This is a genomic window from Caballeronia sp. LZ065, from assembly GCF_031450975.1.
Lineage (GTDB): Bacteria > Pseudomonadota > Gammaproteobacteria > Burkholderiales > Burkholderiaceae > Caballeronia.
Map to the genome: position 1 here is coordinate 462,077 of NZ_JARUXV010000002.1, position 17,727 is coordinate 479,803.

Below are 17,727 nucleotides of genomic sequence, written 5' to 3' on the forward strand. Positions count from 1 at the left end.
GCGACCTTTCCGGTGGTGTGCTGAAGATAATTTAAAGTTCTTTAAATCAGAGACTTACGTAAATAATTGCAAATTGCGCAAACTCGATTTCAGACGTTGTGAAATCTTTTTAGCATGGTAAAAACGCGCTTGCAAGCCGCATGCTTCATCGCGTGACAACGAAGATGCGGATTGAGCCGCGGCGCGAGGCCGTGAAGATTCAAGCGCGTCATGCTGTGCCGGGCTTGATGGCAAGCGCATGCGCAGAGCGCTGCCTGTGCGCGCGGCACTACTGACCGGACAACGGCGGAGACAGACGGCGCAGCGTGTCTTCGAACGCGCTGGCGATGGCGGACGGCGCGCGCCCGGCGCTGCGCATCGCATAGATCGGCATGGTCACGGTGGGGCTGAACGGCCGGAAGACGATCGCACGGTTCTTCGCCAGCCGCGCCGTTTCGGCATCGACGAGACCGATGCCCAGACCGTTCTCGACCAATGCGCACAAGCCTAGTCCCAGCCCGATTTCCAGCGTGGACTTTGCCGCGACCTGATGCTCGCGCAAGGCGAGATCGAGTCCGGCGCGAATCTCGTCGCCGGACGACGACAGCAGGATCAGCGCTTCGCCGGCGAGGTCGGCGACCTTGACGCGCTTCCTCGCGCACAGCCGATGTCCCTTCGGCAACACGCATACGGTCGCGAGATCGAACAGCTTTCGGCGCAGCACCGAATGCTCGCCGGTCTTCGACTGCGCGATGCCGATGTCGATGCGTCCCTCCGCCACCATTTGCAGCGTGCGCGACGAATCGTGCGACTGGATGGTCAGCGATGCCTCCGGAAAATCCCTCATGAAGGCAGCGGTCACGGCGGGAATCCAGTCCGACGCCAGCGCCGGAATCGCGCTCACGATCAGGCGCGTGTGCCTCATGCTGGTCAGCCCGCTGGCGAAGCGCGTGAGGCTTTCGATGCTGTCGTAGGCACGCTGCACTTCCGCGTAGAGGGCATGCGCCTCGAGCGTGGCCACGAGGCCGCGGCCGGTGCGCTCGAACAGGCGCAGGCGCAGGTCGCGCTCGAGCGCATGCAGGGATTTGCTGATGGACGGTTGCGACACATACAGCCGCGCGGCTGCCTGCGTAATCGAGCCGGTTTCCATGATGACCTTGAACACTTCGGTCTGGCGGAAGTTCATCGCGACATAGCCTCAGGTTATGGACCTACGAGCAATATGAATTTGACGACTGCATTATGACTTTCCAATATTGGCGTGCGGATTCGACCCATTGCACATCAACGTGGAGAACGCAGTGAAGCGATACCTGACGTCCTGTTTGCTCGCGCTCGTAGTCATCTCATCCCTTGCCGCGCACGATGCCCACGCGGCGCCGGCCAACACGTTGCGGGTCGCGCTGGGCACCGGCGCCACCACCTTCGATCCCGCCTTCAACGACCTGCCTGCCGGCGACACCGTGGACCGGCTCGTCTTCAACGGACTGTTTCGCTTCGACGATCAGGACATCGTGCAGAAGGATCTGGCCGAGCAGTACACGTATTCGGACGATGGACTGACGCTCACGGTCGTCATTGCCCGCGGACGTGTGTTCAGCAACGGTCGTCCGCTGGACGCGGCCGCCGTCGCGGCTTCCTTCGAGCGCTTGCTGTCGCCGGCAACCGGCTCGATCTATCGCGGCCTCTATGGCGCGCTGGGCAAGGTGGAGGCGACATCGAGCAGTACCGTGGTGTTTCACCTCGCGCAAAAGAACGGTCACATCCTCACGTTGCTGGCGAGTTCGCCCGCCAAGATCGTCGACGTCAAACAGGTTGCGGAAGCGGGTACGGAATTTGGCCGCAAGCCGGTTGGCAGCGGGCCTTATCTCGTCGACCGGTTCATCGGCGGCGAATCGTACCGGCTCGTGCGCAACCCGAAATACAACGGGCCCGCGCCCGCGACACTGGACGCGATCGAGTTCGTGATCGCGCCGGAAGATGGTTCGCGCATGGCGCTGTTGCAGACCGGCGACGTGCAGATCGCCGAGCGTGTCCCAGCCGAATCGATGGACGCGATCAAGACCCTGCCGGACGCCACCGTCGTGACGGGTCCGGACATGTTCTCGCTCAACCTGGAGATGGTGTTGCGCGGGCCGCTCGCGGACAAGCGCGTGCGCGAGGCGCTGAACCTCGCGGTCGATCGCGCGGGCATCATCAAGGGCCTGCTGCGCGGGCTTGCGACGCCATCGGTGGGCATGCCCGGGCCCGGCACGCAGGACGCGCTCCGCACCACCTTCGCGCCGATTCCGTTCGACCCGAAGAAGGCGCAGGCGCTGCTCGCGGAGGCCGGCATCAAGCCCGGCCAGCTTGCGCTGACGCTGACCTGTCCGAACGGACGCTATGTGAAGGATGCGCAGATCTGCCAGGCGCTGGCGGGCTCGTTCTCGGCGATCGGCGTCAAGGTCAAGGCGAACGTGATCGACCGGGCGAGCTGGACGGTCATCGTGAATTCACCGGTCGATGCGCGCAAGGACAACTTCGCGATGGTCGGCCGCGGCACGGCGGGGATGGACTACACGCTATACCGCCTGTTCCACACGGGCGTGGACAGCAACCGGAGCGGCTTCAGCAATCCGCAAGTCGACAAGTTGCTGGAAGAGGGACGCCAGTCGACCGATCCGGTTCGACAAAAGGACATCTACGGACAGATCCAGAAAATCATCTGGGAAGAGCAGCCGTATGTGTTCCTCTGGTATCCGATGCAGGCCTACGGCATCAGCAAAAAAGTGCAGGGCTTCGTCATGCGCCCCGACGAGACCATGAGTTTCGAGCGCGCCGCACTCAAGTGAGCGTGGCTGTTTCCTGACCGGAGATGTTCATGAGATCGCTTGCCCGTCTCGGGACCTCGCTGATGACGCTCGTTGCGGTCTCGGTGCTGGTGTTCACGTTCGCCAATCTGATGCCGGGCGACCCGGCGCGCATCCTGGCTGGCTCGATGGCGTCCACGCGCGACGTCGAGGCCATTCGCGAGCAACTGGGACTGAACAAGCCTCCGCTCGCGCGCTATGTGCATTTCGTCGCCGGGCTCTACGAGCCTGCTTACGCGATGTCGTATCAGACGCGGCGTCCCGTTGCCGTGGAGATTCGCGAGCGCCTGCCGAACACGTTGATCATCGCGGCGGGCGGCCTGGTCGTCGGACTCTTGTTCGGCATCGGAGCGGGCGTGCTCAGCGCGCTCAACCGCGGTTCGATGCTGGACGTCGTCATCACCGTGGTCACATTAGCCGGCATTTCAATGCCGATCTACTGGCTCGCGCTGCTATGCATCTGGCTCTTCGCGGTGTCGCTCGGCTGGCTGCCGGCGGCGGGCGCATCGACCCCCGCGCATTTCATCCTGCCGGTGCTGGTGGTGGCGACGCGTCCGGCCGCGATGTTCAGCCAACTGGTCTCCACGAGCCTGTCTGAAGTGATGTCGCGCGACTATCTGGACCTCGCCCGGTCGAAGGGGCTGTCGGCGTCGCGCGTGATGGTGCGCCACGCGCTGCGCAATTCGCTGGTCGCGGCCGTGAGCGTGGCGGGCGTGCAGTTCGGTGCGATGCTCGGCGGCGCGGTCGTGACCGAGACCGTGTTCGGCATTCCGGGCGTGGGACGTCTGCTGGTGGACGCGGTATCGGCCGCCGACTATCCGGTGATCGAATATTCGATCCTGATGTTCGCGGTGTTCTTCCTCGTGATCAACCTGCTCACCGACGGCATCACGAAATGGCTCGATCCTCGCACCCGCTGACATGGACAACTCAACGCAAGGAGCGCGCAACATGGCGAACGTGACCGGTCTGTCGGGTGCGCTGACGAACCCGCCTAGAGCCAGGGTACGCCTGAGACTGCTGCGGCAAATCCTGTCGCAGCCGAAGGGCGTGATCGGCGTGGTCCTGGCGCTTGGCTTCATCCTGCTGGCGCTGCTGGGACCTTCTCTCGCGCCGTTCGATCCGCTCGCGCAGAGCTTCTCGGACACCTTGCAGCCGCCCTCCGCGGCACACTGGTTCGGCACCGATCAGCTTGGCCGCGACATCTTCAGCCGCGTGCTGTCCGGCGCGTCGATTTCGCTTGCGATCGGCATGGGCGGCGTGGCGCTCGCGCTGGCGTGCGGCGTGCCGCTCGGCATCGTCGCCGCCTGTCAGCGCGGCAAAACCGATACGGTGATCATGCGCGGCATCGACGTGATGCTGAGCTTTCCCGACATCATCTTCGCGCTCGCCATCGTGGCGCTGCTGGGCGCGGATACGAAGAACGTGGTCGTCGCGGTGGGTCTCGTGTCCATTCCGGTCTATGCGCGAACCGTGCGCGCGGTGACCTTGAGCGTGCTCGCCGAGCCGTACATGGAAGGCGCGCGCGCGCTCGGCTGCGGACCCTTGCGGCTGATCCTGCGCCACGTGCTGCCGAATATCAGCGGCGCGGTGCTGACGCTGTCCAGCCTGCTGTTCGCCTCGACGCTGCTGACGGCGTCAGGCCTCGGCTTCATCGGACTGGGCGTGCAGGCGCCCGCGCCGGAGTGGGGCGCCATGTTGGGCGACAGCCGTTCCTATCTGCAATCGCAGCCCTGGATGGCCGCCTTTCCCGGCGTGTTTCTCGCACTGGCTGCGCTCGCCTTCAATCTGCTCGGCGAGGCCTTGCGCGTCGTGTTCGATCCGACTGCGCGCCATGCGCCCAGGAAGTCGTCGGTCCGCACGCTGGCCGAACGACTGCGCGCGCGCGGGGCGAAGGACGCGGATGCGCTGGCAAGCCCGCCGCAAGCAGCGCAGTTGCGCGAGCATGACGCGCCTGTCCAGGTACGCGATCTGAGCGTCGATTTCATGGCGGGCCGCGCGCGCCGGCGCGTCATCCGTTCGGTCGATCTCATCGCGCAACGCGGCCGCACGCTGGCGGTCGTCGGTGAATCGGGCTCGGGCAAGAGCACGCTGCTGCGGGCGTTGGGCACCTTGCTGCCGGCGGATCGCGCGCGCATTGCGCAAGGCGTCGTGTCGATCGCCGGGCAGGACGTGACCCGGCTCTCCAACGAAGCGTTGCTCGAACTCAGGCGTGCCGCCATCGGCTACGTGTTTCAGGACGCGGGCAGCGCGCTCAACCCGGTGCTCACGATCGGCGCGCAACTCGCCGAGGCGGTCCGCCTGGGTACGAGCCTGTCCCGCGAGGCCGTGCGGCTGCGCTGTATCGAGTTGCTCGCCGAGGTCGGCATTTCGGCGCCTGAGAGCCGGCTGCACATGTATCCGCATCAGTTTTCGGGCGGCATGAAGCAGCGCATCGTGATTGCCATCGCGCTGGCGCAACGCCCGCAGATCCTGCTCGCCGACGAGCCCACCAGCGCGCTCGACGTCACCATCCAGCGTCAGATCCTCGATTTGCTGCGCAAACTGACCGGAGCGTCGGGCATGACGACGGTCATCGTCACGCACGATCTGGGCATGGTGGCGCGCCATGCCGACGACGTCGCGGTGATGTATGCCGGCGAGATCGTCGAACAGGGTACGGTGAGCCGCGTGTTCGCGCGTCCGCTGCATCCCTACACCGTGGCGCTGCGGCGCTCCACGCTCGCGCTCGACGGCACCCGGGGCCGCTTGTTGAACGCGATCGAAGGCGAACCGCCGTCGCTCGACGCGCCCGGCGTGGGCTGTCCGTTCCAGCCGCGCTGCACGCGCAGCAAGGCGCGCAGCGAATGCAGGACGGCGCGCCCGCTGCCCCGGCCGATCGAGGGCGTGACCGTGGCCTGTCATTTCGCGGAGGAAACCGAATGAGCGCCCCGCATGATCTGGTACTGCGCGTCGTCGATGTCAAGCTGCACTTTCCGGTGCGCCCCCGGCTCTTTGGCGGCAAGCACGCAGCCGCGGTGCGCGCGGTGGACGGCATCAGTTTCGAGGTGCCGCGCGGCAGTTGTTTCGCGGTCGTCGGCGAATCCGGGTCCGGAAAAAGCTCGCTCGCACGTCTTCTGGTCGGGCTGATCGCGCCGACGTCGGGCGAAGTCTGGCTGGACGGCGCACCGCTCTCGAAGCGCACGCGCGGCGAGTTGCGGCGCATGCGCCGCCGCGTGCAGATGGTTCTTCAGGATCCGCACGCGTCGCTCGATCCGCGCATGACCGTCGAGCAGATTCTGAAAGAGGCGCTCGTGGTGCATGCGCTCGGCGACAGCGCCGGCGACCGGTCGGCCAGGATTGCACGGGTTCTGAACCGCGTGGGGCTGGGCGCCTCGTTCGCCGGGCGCTTTCCTCACGAGCTCTCGGGCGGTCAGCGGCAGCGCGTCGCGATTGCGCGGGCGATCATCTGCGAGCCCGAGGTGCTGATCCTGGACGAGCCGGTGAGCGCGCTCGACGTCTCCGTGCAGGCGCAGGTCGTCAACCTGCTCATGTCCCTGCAGCGTGAACTCGGGCTCACGTATCTCATCATCACGCATGACCTGAGTCTCGTCGGTCATATGGCCGACGCCGTGGGCGTGATGTATCTCGGGCGCTTCGTCGAGCAGGGCGAGGCCGCGCAGGTATGCCGCGCCCCGCAGCATCCGTACACCCGGAGCCTGTTTGCATCCGTGTACGGCAGCGTCGGCGGCCAGCCATGCGACGGCCCGCTCGAAGGCGCGGTGCCGAGTCCGCTGGCGCTGCCGGGCGGATGCACCTTCCATACGCGTTGCCCTGCTGCGCGCAGGCTCGCGCAACGTGGTGGCGACGTCGTGACGCCCGACGGCGACGGCCCCGCCGTTCCGGCCATCTGCGCACACCACACGCCCGAGCCCAGGCGGGTCGCGACGGAACACACCGTCGTGACGTGTCATTTCGCGGGCGCGGAAACCATCGAGCACGTCTGAGTTCAACAGCGAGGAAAGGTCGAAAGCAATGTCAAATACAGTCAATGGCGTAGCCGATATCGTGATTGTCGGCGGAGGGATTTATGGTGCGAGTCTCGCGTACGAGCTTGCCGTCGCCGGCAAGAAGGTGACGCTGCTCGAAGGCGCGGAGATCGCCAGCGGCGCATCGGGCGGCCCGGGCGAGAGGGGTGTGCGGGCCAATAATCGCGACCTGCGCGAATTGCCGATTGTCGCGAAGGCAATCGATCTGTGGCAGGACTTCCAGAACCGCTTCGAAGGCGGCGTGGGCTATCGGCGTCTGGGCGGCCTGCAAGTCTACGACCTGCCGTACGGACAGCGCGAACATGAGGTATTCGGCCAGATGGAGGCGCGCGCGGCGGTCCAGAACGCGATGGGCGTGCCCACCGAGATTCTGTCCCGCGAAGCGACGCTCGACAAGGAACCGGAGCTGTTCAAGGGCGTGCGCCATGCGCTCTACTGCCCGAAAGACGGAGTCGGCGACCACACTTATGCAACGCGCCAGTTCGCGAAGGAAGCCGCGAAGGCAGGCGCGCTGATCCGCAGCAAGGCGTTCGTTACCGGGATCGTTCACGAAGGCCGCAGTGCGACCGGCGTCAAGCTCGATAGCGGGGAAATCGTGCAGGTGGGCGAGCAATTGGTGATCCTGTCGAATGCGGGCGCCCTGTCGTTGCTCAAGCCGATTTTCGGGGCGAACGAGATCATGCCGGTGTGGAACATTCATCCGCAGATGATGTATGTGACGAACCCTCACGGGAAGAAGGTGAACCATCTGCTGTCGCACGCGCACCGGCGTCTCGCGATCAAGCAGATTCCGGACGGCACGCTCATGCTGTCGGGCGGGGTGTCGGTGCGTTATACCCAACCGGACCTGTGGCACGGCTCGCTGAGCTCGACGGCGATCAACCTGACGGATTCGATCGCCACGCTGCCGTTTCTCGACGATTCGTCGTTCGTCAAAGTGGATGCGTCGCGTACCGATACCGTCGCGCTCGACGGCGTGCCGATCATCGACCGGCCGCACGCGCTGGGCAACACGATCTACGGCTTCGCGTGGAGCGGACACGGCTTTGCGATCTCGCTCGGCTTCACGCATTACTTCAGGGAATGGCTGCTGACCGGGGAGAAGCCGGCCGAGCTCGACGCGTTCAGCCCGGCGCGCTTCATCAACTGACACGGGCATGCAGGAAGATGGAATGCTCGCACAACATGTTTGGAAATCAGGATACCGCATGAATGACACATTGGATGTGAACCGTCCGGGCAAGCACACGTACAGCCTGGCAGAACTCGCTCTCGGGAACCGCGACAGCGGCGACGACACCCTCACTTGCATCACGAACGGCGCGGGCCCGTCGGTCGTGGTCTGCGGCGGCATTCATGGCGACGAATACGAGCCTCAGATCGTGTTGCGCCGGCTGAGTGCATCACTCGATGCCTCCGATGTCGCAGGCCGCCTGATCATCATCCCTTCGCTGAATTTCCCGGCGGCGCACGACGGCAGGCGCGTGTCGGTGAAAGACGGGCTGAACATGAACCGCACGTTTCCGGGCGATCGGAACGGTTCGGTGACGCAGCGGCTCTCCGCCTTCCTGAATGACGCGCTGTTTCCGCACTGTGACCTGCTGGTCGACGTGCATGCGGGCGGGAGCGGCTGCATCGTCGTGCCGATGGTCTTCGGCTGGACCTCGGGGCAATGCAGCATGACAGAGCGTGATCTGGACGGCCTGATGGAGACGTGGGGCTATCCGTACGTGCAGCATGTGCCGATCGTCGACCCGACGTCATGCGGCGCGGCACTGATCGCCAGGATACCGTCGATCGAGATCGAAGGCGGCGGGGGCAGCCTCTCTGCGTCCGAACTGGAGTTGATGCTGGCGGGCCTGCGGCGCGGGCTGCGCGCGTACGGCGTGCTGAAAGCGGCGGCGGATGCGGACGCGGTGAAGGCCGAACCCGTCATCCATCTCGACGTGACCGATGACAACCAGTACTTCGCGCCGGTGGCAGGCGTCATCGAGCACACGGTCGCGCTGCATGACTTCGTCGAAGCGGGACAGGTGGTCGCGCTCATGCATTCGGTCGACGGCGCCTATGCCACGCAAGAGGTGCTCGCGCGCCGTCCCGGACATGTGCTCAGGCAGAGCACACTGGGATGCGTCGGGCAGGGCGCGCTGGTCGGCAATACGGGGACGCCGCGCCGTCAGGCATGACGCGACGGGGAAGGCCGGTGCCTGCGGCGGGCCGCCTTCCCGCTCTCGACCGGGCATGCGGGCTGGACCCGGCGCGCATGCCGTCGAAGAACCTTCTACCGCGTCCTCCGCGAACTCACAGCCCGTCCTGAGTCGCATGCATCGGCGGGACCTCGTTCGCCGGGGCGCGGGTCTTCGTCACGGCGTCCAGGGTATCGGGCGAGGTCATCGCCGCGGCTTCCGCATGCAGGAAACGGATCAGAGGCTCGAGCAGCGGATGCGGCTCGTGCGGGTTCCGGCGCACCACGAAGCGCCACGACGCCAGCTTCGCGCCGCCATGCATGAGCGGGACAAGACGGCCGCTGCGCAGCTCGGGATCGATCAGCGGGGCGCGGCCCAGCGCAATGCCCGCACCGCCCACGGCCGCGCCGATCACCTGGCTGAAGCTGCTATAGCGGACGATCTTCGACTCGAAGTCGTCGGGCAAGGTGAACGCGGAGGTCCAGTTGCGCCAGTCGATCTCCGGGCTTGCCTCGTGCATCTCCTGCAGCAAGCGGCAGCGGCACACCGCCTTCGACGCGAACGGGACCATCTCGGGGCTGCACACCGGAAAGACCGTCTCGCGCAGCAGCACGTCGTCGTCCGGTTTCAGGCTGCCTTCATGAACGTGGACGATGGCCAGATCCACGCCGGTGCGCACGAAGTCCGGTTCGCCATCGAGCACGACCGCGTTGATCGGGAAGTGCGGATGCATGGACGAGAAATCCGCGAGACGCCGCGCGAGCCACATCGAGGAGAACGGCGCGTTCGCTGAAACGGTGAGTTGCCGCGCTGCGCCGCGAATGTCGTCGCAGGCATCGCTGATGAGCGAGAGCGCGCTGCTGGCGGCAGGCAAGAGCCGCGCGCCCGCGGGCGTGACACGGATCCCGCCCAGACCGGTGCTGCGTTCGAGCAGCCGCGCGCCCAGCGCTTCCTCCAGCGCGCGAATCTGATGACTGACCGCGCTGGTCGAGACGTTCAGCTCCGCCGCCGCGCGTGCGAACCCTCCAAGCCGGACGGCTGCTTCGAAAGCGCGCAGGGTATTGAGCGGAGGAAGACGGGTCATGGAGGTAGTGTAAGTTATTCAACACCCCCATGAGAAATGATCTTTTGCCGCGTGCATGCGCCGCGGGTAAGGTGTCGCAACGTTGTCGGACAGGGGAGAGAACGATGTATTTCGATGCGCGGCTGTGGGGCATGATGGCGGGTTTGCGCTGGCGGGTCGGGGCCGCCATCGTGCTGGGCTTGCTCGCGATGGGCGTGGGCATCCTGCGCTTCGTGTTTCTTGGGCGCGTGCTCGCGCTGGTGTTCGCGGGCGCGCCGGTGCGCAGCCTGGCGCTCGCGGTCGGCGCGGCCGCGCTGTGCGTGCTGCTGCGCGCGTGGCTGGAACACTGCCGCGCGGCGCTCGCGCAGCGCACGGCCGGCGAGCTTCAGGCACGGCTGCGTGAGCGACTGTTCGACCAGATCGCGGCGCTCGGGCCGGCCTGGTTCGGCGCGGAACGCACCGGCGGCGTGATGCTCGCGGTCGTCGACGGCGTGGAGCAGTTGCAGACCTTCTTCGGCGCCTATCTGCCGCAACTCGCGATCGCGGCCTGCGCGCCGGTGATGATCTTCGCGGTGCTGGCCTGGTGGGACGTGCCGACGGCCTCCGTGCTGCTGGTCGCCGCGCTCGTCACGCTCGCCTTGCCGCAACTCATTCATCGCGCCGACAAGCGCGCGGCGCTCGCGCGTGCCGGGGCCTTCAAGGCATTCGGGGAAGAATTCCTCGATGCCGTGCAAGGCTTGCCGACCCTCAAGGCGTTCGGCCAGAGCGGCGCGTTCGGCGAGAAGCTCGCCCGCAAGGCCAGGGCGCTGTCCGACAGCACGTTCTGGGTGCTCGCGCTGGGGCTGCTGACGCGGCTGTTCACGGACCTGGGCATCGGTCTCGGCGCGGCGGCGGCCATCGGTCTCGGCGCATGGCGCGTGCAACACGGCGCGATGAGCCTGGAGGCGTTGCTCATCGTGCTGATGGCGGGCAGCGAGATCTTCCGGCCGCTGCGCGATCTGCGCGGCGTGCTGCATCAGGGGATGATCGGTCAGTCGGCGGCGAATGCCATTCACGCCTTGCTCGATGCGCGCGGTGCGCAACCGACGTTGCATGCCACGCCGCTTGTCGACGGTCTGAAGCCCGAGATCGCTTTCGACGGTGTGACGTTCTCTTACCCGGGGCGCCGCGTGGATGCCCACGCGGGGCTGACGTTCACGATCGGCGAAGGCGAGAAGGTGGCGATCGTCGGACCGAGCGGCGCGGGCAAGTCGACGGTCGTGCGCCTGCTGCTGCGGCAGCACGATGCGGCGCACGGCGCGATCCGCATCGGCGGCCATGACGTGCGTTCGCTCGATGCCGGGCAAGTGCGCTCGATGATCGCTGTGGTCGCACAGGATGCGACGCTGTTCGACGGCAGCATCGCGGACAATCTGCGCCTCGGCCGCCCCGACGCCAGCGACGCCGACATGTTCGAGGCCGCGCGCGCCGCGAACGCCCACGACTTCATCTCGGCGTTGCCGGCGGGTTACGCGACCCGGATCGGCGAGCGTGGACTGATGCTGTCGGGCGGACAGCGCCAGCGCATCGCGATCGCGCGTGCACTGCTGCGCGATGCGCCGATCCTCGTGCTGGACGAGGCGCTGTCATCGGTGGATGCGGAAAACGAAGCGCTGATCCAGCAGGCGCTCGACCGGCTCACGCGTGGCCGCACGACTTTGATTCTCGCGCACCGGCTTTCCAGCGTGATCGGCGCGGACCGGATCCTCGTGCTCGACCATGGCCGTGTCGCCGAAGCGGGGACGCATGCCACGCTGATCCGGCAGGACGGGCCGTATCGCCGGCTGATGCAGCCGCAGATGGAGGCGGCAGGCGAAGCGGGCGATGCGGGCATCCTGGCGGCCCCTGCGAAAACCGCCGCCCATGCCGCATCCGGTCTGCCGGTTCGCGCCCTCGACGAAGACGCCGCGAAGATCGGCTGGCCCGAAACCCTGCACACCTTGCTGCGTTTCGTCGCGCCGTGGAAACCGAAGGTCGCGCTGACCGTGCTGTGCGGCGTGGGCCGGGTGCTGGGCTTCATTGGCGTGGGTATCGTGGGTGCGATGGTGGTGGCGAAGGTGTCGACCGGGCAGCCGTTCTTTTCGATGCTCGTCGCGCTCGCGATTCTCGCGCCGCTCGCCGCCGCGTTGCATTGGCTGGAATCCTGGTTCGCGCACGACATGGCGTACCGGCTGCTCGCTGAAATGCGCATCGCGCTCTATGCGTGGCTGGAGCGGCTCGCGCCCGCCGGCCTGCTGCGCCGCCGCTCCGGCGATCTGGTCGCGCTCGCGACCCAGGACGTCGAGACCATCGAGTATTTCTACGCGCATACGCTCGCGCCTGCGTTCGTTGCCGTGCTGGTGCCGCTCGGCGTACTGGCGCTGCTTGCCGTCATAGCGTGGCCGCTTGCCGTGATCCTGCTGCCGTTCCTGCTGTGGGCGGGATTGGCGCCGGTGCTGGCGCGGCGCGGTATCGACTCGCTCGGCACCGAGGCCCGCGAAGCGCTCGGACAGCTGGGCGCGCATCTGACGGAGACGATTCAGGGGCTCGCGGAACTGACGGCATTCCAGGCGCTCGGGCAACGCCGCGCGGCCTTCAGCGCCGACGTCGATGCGTATCGACGCAAGCGCGCCCGACTGCTCGCCGACCTGTCGGTGCAAAGCGCTGCGCTGGAAGCCGCGAGCGGTCTCGGCGGGCTTGCGGTCGCGGCGCTCGGCGGCTGGCTGTGCCTGCGCGGCTGGTTCCCGCATGAGACCTTGCCGTTGCTGGTGCTCGTGGCGGTCGCCGCATTCATGCCGGTCGGCGAGATAGGCCAGGTGGCCCGTCAACTCGCGGACACCATCGCTTCGACACGGCGTTTGCGCGCCATCGAGAAAGAGCCGGCGGCCGTGACCGACGGCCATCTCGGCATGCCCGCCGATGCCACCGTGCGCTTCGAGCACACGCGCTTCACGTATCCGGGCCGCGCCGCGCCGGCCATCGACGGTATGAACTTCGAGGTGTCGCCGGGCAGCACGATTGCGCTCGTCGGCGCGTCGGGCGCGGGTAAATCCACGGTGGCGAATCTGCTGTTGCGCTTCTGGGATCCGCAGGAGGGCGCCATCACGCTGGGCGGAGCCGACCTGCGCGCGCTCAGGCTCGATGACCTGCGACAGCATATTGCGCTGGTCGCGCAGGATACGTATTTGTTCAACGACACGCTCGAAGCCAATATTCGCCTCGCGGGCAATGAAGCATCGGATGCGGATGTGCGGCGCGCGCTGCAGCGTGCCGCGCTGGGGGACTTCGTCGAGCGCTTGCCGGAAGGACTGGCGACGCGCGTCGGCGAGCGGGGCGTGCAGCTATCCGGCGGGCAGCGTCAGCGCATTGCCATTGCGCGGGCCTTCCTGAAAGATGCGCCAATCCTGATCCTCGATGAAGCCACGTCGCACCTCGACACCGTCAGCGAGCAGCAGATTCGCGCGGCGCTGGAGGAGTTGATGGTGCAGCGCACGTCCATTGTCATCGCGCACCGGCTCTCGACCATCCGGAATGCGGACGCCATTCTGGTGATCGAGAGCGGCCGCGTAATCGAAGCCGGAACCCACGATCAACTGCTTGCGCGGCAAGGGGCGTATGCCCGCCTGATTGCGCATCAGGCGAGCGCGGTGGCGTTGTGACGCGCCTTCAGCTGTGCAAGCGGCCTTACTGCGTGTTCATCCGGTAGCACTGTGGCGTGCCGCCGGCCGACGGACGCTGATAGATCCACTGGTGAGCGTGACTTCCCGCGCGGCCGAGCGTCGAACTCAAGGTGACGGCCTTGCCGTAGGCGCCGTTGCCGGTGCTGTGCGCTTCGATCACGAGCGATGCAAGCGCCGGATCCGTGCGCGCGGCATCGGCGTCGATGATGCGGCGCACATGCGACAGATTCTGCCCGTACCAGTCCCCCTTCGAGCTTGCCGTCACCGCGACGAACGGCCGATAGGCGGGGCCGGCATAGTGGCTGTCGACGATCATCCACGGGTTCTTGTCGTCGCCGGTGCCGGTGCCGAGTTCGGCTGGCGGGTAGGGCAGATAGGAGGCGAGATCGCCGCCGAGACGCGAATCCGCCGAGCCCAGACGGGCCGGGTCGAAACGCCATCCTTCCGGACCATTGCGCAGATCGTTGAAGCGCTTGCCGGTCCAGGTGACCACATGCGAGACGGTTGCCGCGCCCGCTACGTTGGACAGCGGGCTGCCGGACGGCACCGTGGAGGTTGCCGTGATGTACAGCAGATCGCCCGGTTTCAGATAGGCGAGCATGCTCGTCACGTTGTCGTGATTGATGTCGAGCAGCACGCCTGGTTGTTCCTGGCCCGACGTGGACACCGCATCTGCGCCGGTCGAGCAGGCCTGCGTGCCGATGCCGGTCTCCAGGTTGCCGCCTTCGTGCGTGATGCCCGAGAAGTTGTACACCCATGAGGTGAAGTCGGAACAGTCGACGCCTTGCCAGTTGGTGTCGTCGTGCTTCAGCGGCGTCAGGCTCTGCGACCGGTCGCGGTTGCGATACGCGGTGCAGGTCATGCCCGAACTGCCGCCACCCGACGTGCTGCCGGGAGACGAGTTGCGGAACTTGAGCGGCGGCGTCCAGCCCGGGACGTGATGATGGCAGTAATTGATTCCTTGATCGACCCAGTAATTTTCTACCGCCATCAGCAATTCACGCTGGAACGTGCCGACGTCGCTGCTGCATGAGGTCGTGGTGATCGCGCCATAAGTGGCCGCGCGCGGTCCCCATGATCCGCCGTTCGCGAAGTCTTTCCAGTTCGCAGCGGTCACGCCGTGCGTGTTGTTGCCGGTCTGCGCCTGGACTTCATCCTGGCGCGCCTTGAACAGCGCGCCATGCTGCGCGAGCAGGATGTCGCGGTCGTTGCATGCCGCGCTGCTGACAATGATTGCGTCGGGCTTGCCGGGCAGCACGTTTCTCAATGCCGCGAGCGACGCAATGCCTGAGCGGTTGCGCGCGCCCTTGACGTAATCGGCGGCGCCTGCGGTGATTGCGCAATTGCCGCTGGCGGATGCGGCGAGGGTGCCGTCGGCGGCGGTGTCGCCCGCGCCGGCGTGGCAGTCCGTGATCGTTTCGCCATTGCCCGACTGCGCGACGATGTTCATCGTGCTGGCCGTGATGGAGATGCCGGCCGTCGTTCGGCTTTGCGATTCCGCGCCGAGTGCGAGCGCCATCTTTGCGCCGTCGGTGATGTCCGTCGAGGCGCCGGCCTGCACGAAGACCGGCGCGGTCTGTTGCACGTCGATGTCGCCGGCGAACGCGTTCACGCGCGCGATCGCAGCGGCGATATTGTCGGCGCTGAGGCCGCCCGCCGCGCGCGCATCCGCGACGATCGCATTCGAGTACGCCGACACGATCATCTGCGACGGCGCATTCAGGTAGACCGCGTCGATTTCACTCGTCATGGTCGCGTTCGAGCCGGTCGCTTCTTCCTGATAGGTGCCGCCCGTCACGCGCACCAGCAGCGGATAGCGCAATGTCGGTCTGAGGACGAAGGTGCCGTCTGAGGCGGTGGTCGTACTGGCGACCGGGCGCTCGGACGGCGTGCCGTCGGCGGACAGTTCGTGGATCGCCACCATGGCGTTCGCGACCGGGCCCATGTAGACGCCGCCGGAAGTCGCTGGGCCGGAGCCGCCGCCGCATGCGGCGAGGGACAGGGAAAAGGCCGTGAGCGCGGCGCCGCTGATGAGAGTGGGTTTCAAGATCGAAAGCCGGTTGGAACGTGAGGAAGCGAAGGCACGACGTACAGAACAATGAACGGGCTGTTTTACCGCACGCGCGGCATTTCTTTCCATTGTCTGACGCCTGCTTTCGTTTACGGAGACGTGCCTCGCAACTTGAGGGGGTGATTAACCCTGTCGGACTTTCCCGGATGGGCGAGCGGAACCGCGCGTTCGTTTCAGGCGAGGACTGCATGCGGATCGACCGATGTGGATCAACGAAGCGTTGAATGCTTCGACGTAGGGCTTTTGCGAATCACATCGCTCGGTGCGTTTTCAGTAGCGGAGCAGACGATAGGGGATCACTGAAGCACTGACATCGATCATGGATGCGGACCTCAGTGAGCCACAGAATCTTTGCTATAACTGAATACGCATCCGCTGCTGTCGGCCGATCTTGCAGCGTGTGGTCCGCTCCCTGTCCCGCTGGAGCGTCGAACGTTTTCCTTCGAAGATGTGATCTGAATCATTGCTTCCGGACCGCTCATCCCATGTTCACGCCGGGCTGCGCGAACGGGTGAGCGACTCGCTGAGCTGCCCTTCAACTCTTGTGAAAAGGCCTTGTGATGAATATCGATCGAAGCGATACGGCGGTGGTCTTCATCGACCCGCAGAACGACGTCTTGAGTCCTTCCGGAAAAAACTGGGGGGCCGTAGGCGCAAGCGTCACGGAGAACAAGACCGTTGAAAATATGCTGAAGATATTCACAGCGGCGAAGGCCTCGGACTTCAATGTCTTCATCTCGCCGCATTACTTCTATCCGACCGATCGTGCCTGGAACTTCAATGGTCCGCTGGAAGCCGACGAGTTCGCGACCGGTACATTCTCACGCGAGGGCGCGTTGAATCTCTCGGGTTTTCAGGGATCCGGCGCCGACTGGGTCGATGAATTCAAACCCTATATCGATGACGGCCGCACCGTCGTCGTGAGTCCCCACAAAGTCTTCGGGCCGCAAACCAATGACCTCGTGCTGCAACTGCGCAAGCGCAACATGCGCCGGGTGATCCTCGGCGGCATGCTTGCCAACATGTGTGTCGAGGCGCATTTGCGGGATCTGCTCGAACAGGGTTTCGAGGTGTGCGTGGTCAGCGACGCGACCGCGGGGCCTCGCCATCCGGTGTGGGGAGACGGCTACAAGGCTGCGATGATCAACTACGCGTTTCTCGCGCACGAGGTGGCGCCCACCGCCGAGGTCATCGCGAGAATGACTTGAACTACTTCGAATAGGTCGTGAACACCTGGTCAGCGGCGGCTGGCAATTTCGCGTGGCACGCAAAGCAGCTATTGATGATCTTTGCGCTGGGATTGGCCTTGCCGTTCTCGAACTGCCCGTAGCCCCAGCCGCCCGTACTCGCGTAACGCTTCGAGTCCTTGACTTCGACCTGGACATTGGTGGGCGCGCCTGCGACGAACGACTGTTCACGGCCGAAGATGGCATTGTTTCGATCCGATGCAACATACTCGTAGGCAAGCCGCACGATGATGGAGCCGTCCGGGAAGGGCAGCTTTCCTTCCTTGAGTGCTTTCATCGCAATGTCGTTGCCGAGGATGCCGCGAATATCGTTGTTATTGCCGGCCTCGTGCGCGACGCTGATGAATTGCCAGTCGCGATAGCCCGGGGGAAGCGCTACGCCGAACACCGGCGAGGTACTCTCCTGGGCCGTGCCCGATAGCGGAAACGAAGCCGGGAGCGACGTCAACATCAACGCCGTGACGATCGGGTGTCGAGTCATCTCAAGGGTTCTCCGAGGCGAAGGCGCACCGTTCGAGCCGGTTCGAAACTAGTCTTGCGAGCCATCCTTGTCAAGGTCAGGCCGCGGTGCACCCATGTTTCGGCGCCCGGGCGAAAGTCATGAAT

Annotated in this window: 12 protein-coding genes; 8 read left to right on the forward strand and 4 right to left on the reverse strand. The window is 65.6% G+C overall.

The window, feature by feature from the left end:
- Positions 1 to 268: 268 nt before the first annotated feature.
- Positions 269 to 1,165, reverse strand: a complete 897-nt coding sequence (locus tag QCE63_RS16280; protein WP_309834401.1) for a LysR substrate-binding domain-containing protein — start codon at positions 1,163 to 1,165, stop codon at positions 269 to 271.
- A 115-nt stretch (positions 1,166 to 1,280) separates the two neighbouring features.
- Between QCE63_RS16280 and QCE63_RS16285 the strand changes: the two genes are divergently transcribed.
- Genes QCE63_RS16285 through QCE63_RS16310 form a run of 6 tightly spaced genes read left to right on the forward strand, consistent with a single transcriptional unit; the run spans position 1,281 to position 9,042 of the window.
- Positions 1,281 to 2,810, forward strand: a complete 1,530-nt coding sequence (locus tag QCE63_RS16285; protein WP_309834403.1) for an ABC transporter substrate-binding protein — start codon at positions 1,281 to 1,283, stop codon at positions 2,808 to 2,810.
- A 29-nt stretch (positions 2,811 to 2,839) separates the two neighbouring features.
- Positions 2,840 to 3,748, forward strand: coding sequence for an ABC transporter permease (locus QCE63_RS16290; RefSeq protein ID WP_309834405.1), 909 nt, complete (start codon positions 2,840 to 2,842; stop codon positions 3,746 to 3,748).
- 31 nt (positions 3,749 to 3,779) lie between these two features.
- The gene (locus QCE63_RS16295; protein ID WP_309834406.1) at positions 3,780 to 5,753 is read left to right on the forward strand and encodes a dipeptide/oligopeptide/nickel ABC transporter permease/ATP-binding protein; all 1,974 of its coding nucleotides are present in this window, start codon (positions 3,780 to 3,782) and stop codon (positions 5,751 to 5,753) included.
- A complete protein-coding gene (locus QCE63_RS16300; RefSeq protein ID WP_309834407.1) occupies positions 5,750 to 6,814 on the forward strand; it encodes an oligopeptide/dipeptide ABC transporter ATP-binding protein in 1,065 nt (354 codons plus the stop codon). The genes QCE63_RS16295 and QCE63_RS16300 overlap by 4 nt, the downstream gene beginning before the upstream one ends.
- Positions 6,815 to 6,842: 28 nt before the next feature.
- A complete protein-coding gene (locus QCE63_RS16305) occupies positions 6,843 to 8,006 on the forward strand; it encodes an FAD-binding oxidoreductase (RefSeq protein WP_309834408.1) in 1,164 nt (387 codons plus the stop codon).
- A 58-nt stretch (positions 8,007 to 8,064) separates the two neighbouring features.
- On the forward strand, positions 8,065 to 9,042 hold the full coding sequence (locus QCE63_RS16310; RefSeq protein WP_309834409.1) for a succinylglutamate desuccinylase/aspartoacylase family protein: 978 nt from the start codon (positions 8,065 to 8,067) through the stop codon (positions 9,040 to 9,042).
- A gap of 115 nt (positions 9,043 to 9,157) precedes the next feature.
- Here the strand turns inward: QCE63_RS16310 and QCE63_RS16315 are convergent, their stop codons facing one another.
- Positions 9,158 to 10,126, reverse strand: coding sequence for a LysR family transcriptional regulator (locus tag QCE63_RS16315; protein WP_309834410.1), 969 nt, complete (start codon positions 10,124 to 10,126; stop codon positions 9,158 to 9,160).
- 104 nt (positions 10,127 to 10,230) lie between these two features.
- Here QCE63_RS16315 and QCE63_RS16320 point away from each other — a divergent pair, with 104 nt between their 5' ends.
- Positions 10,231 to 13,782, forward strand: coding sequence for an ABC transporter ATP-binding protein (locus QCE63_RS16320; RefSeq protein ID WP_309834412.1), 3,552 nt, complete (start codon positions 10,231 to 10,233; stop codon positions 13,780 to 13,782).
- 25 nt (positions 13,783 to 13,807) lie between these two features.
- On the opposite strand, the gene QCE63_RS16325 is transcribed toward QCE63_RS16320, so the two are convergent.
- Positions 13,808 to 15,748, reverse strand: a complete 1,941-nt coding sequence (locus tag QCE63_RS16325; RefSeq protein WP_404990151.1) for a hypothetical protein — start codon at positions 15,746 to 15,748, stop codon at positions 13,808 to 13,810.
- A 686-nt stretch (positions 15,749 to 16,434) separates the two neighbouring features.
- Here QCE63_RS16325 and QCE63_RS16330 point away from each other — a divergent pair.
- Positions 16,435 to 17,082 carry an isochorismatase family protein gene (locus QCE63_RS16330; RefSeq protein ID WP_309834414.1) on the forward strand — a complete coding sequence of 216 codons (648 nt, stop codon included), beginning with the start codon at positions 16,435 to 16,437 and terminating at the stop codon, positions 17,080 to 17,082.
- A gap of 1 nt (position 17,083) precedes the next feature.
- On the opposite strand, the gene QCE63_RS16335 is transcribed toward QCE63_RS16330, so the two are convergent.
- Complete coding sequence (locus QCE63_RS16335; protein WP_309834415.1) at positions 17,084 to 17,602, reverse strand: cytochrome P460 family protein; 519 nt, start codon at positions 17,600 to 17,602, stop codon at positions 17,084 to 17,086.
- Positions 17,603 to 17,727: the final 125 nt, after the last annotated feature.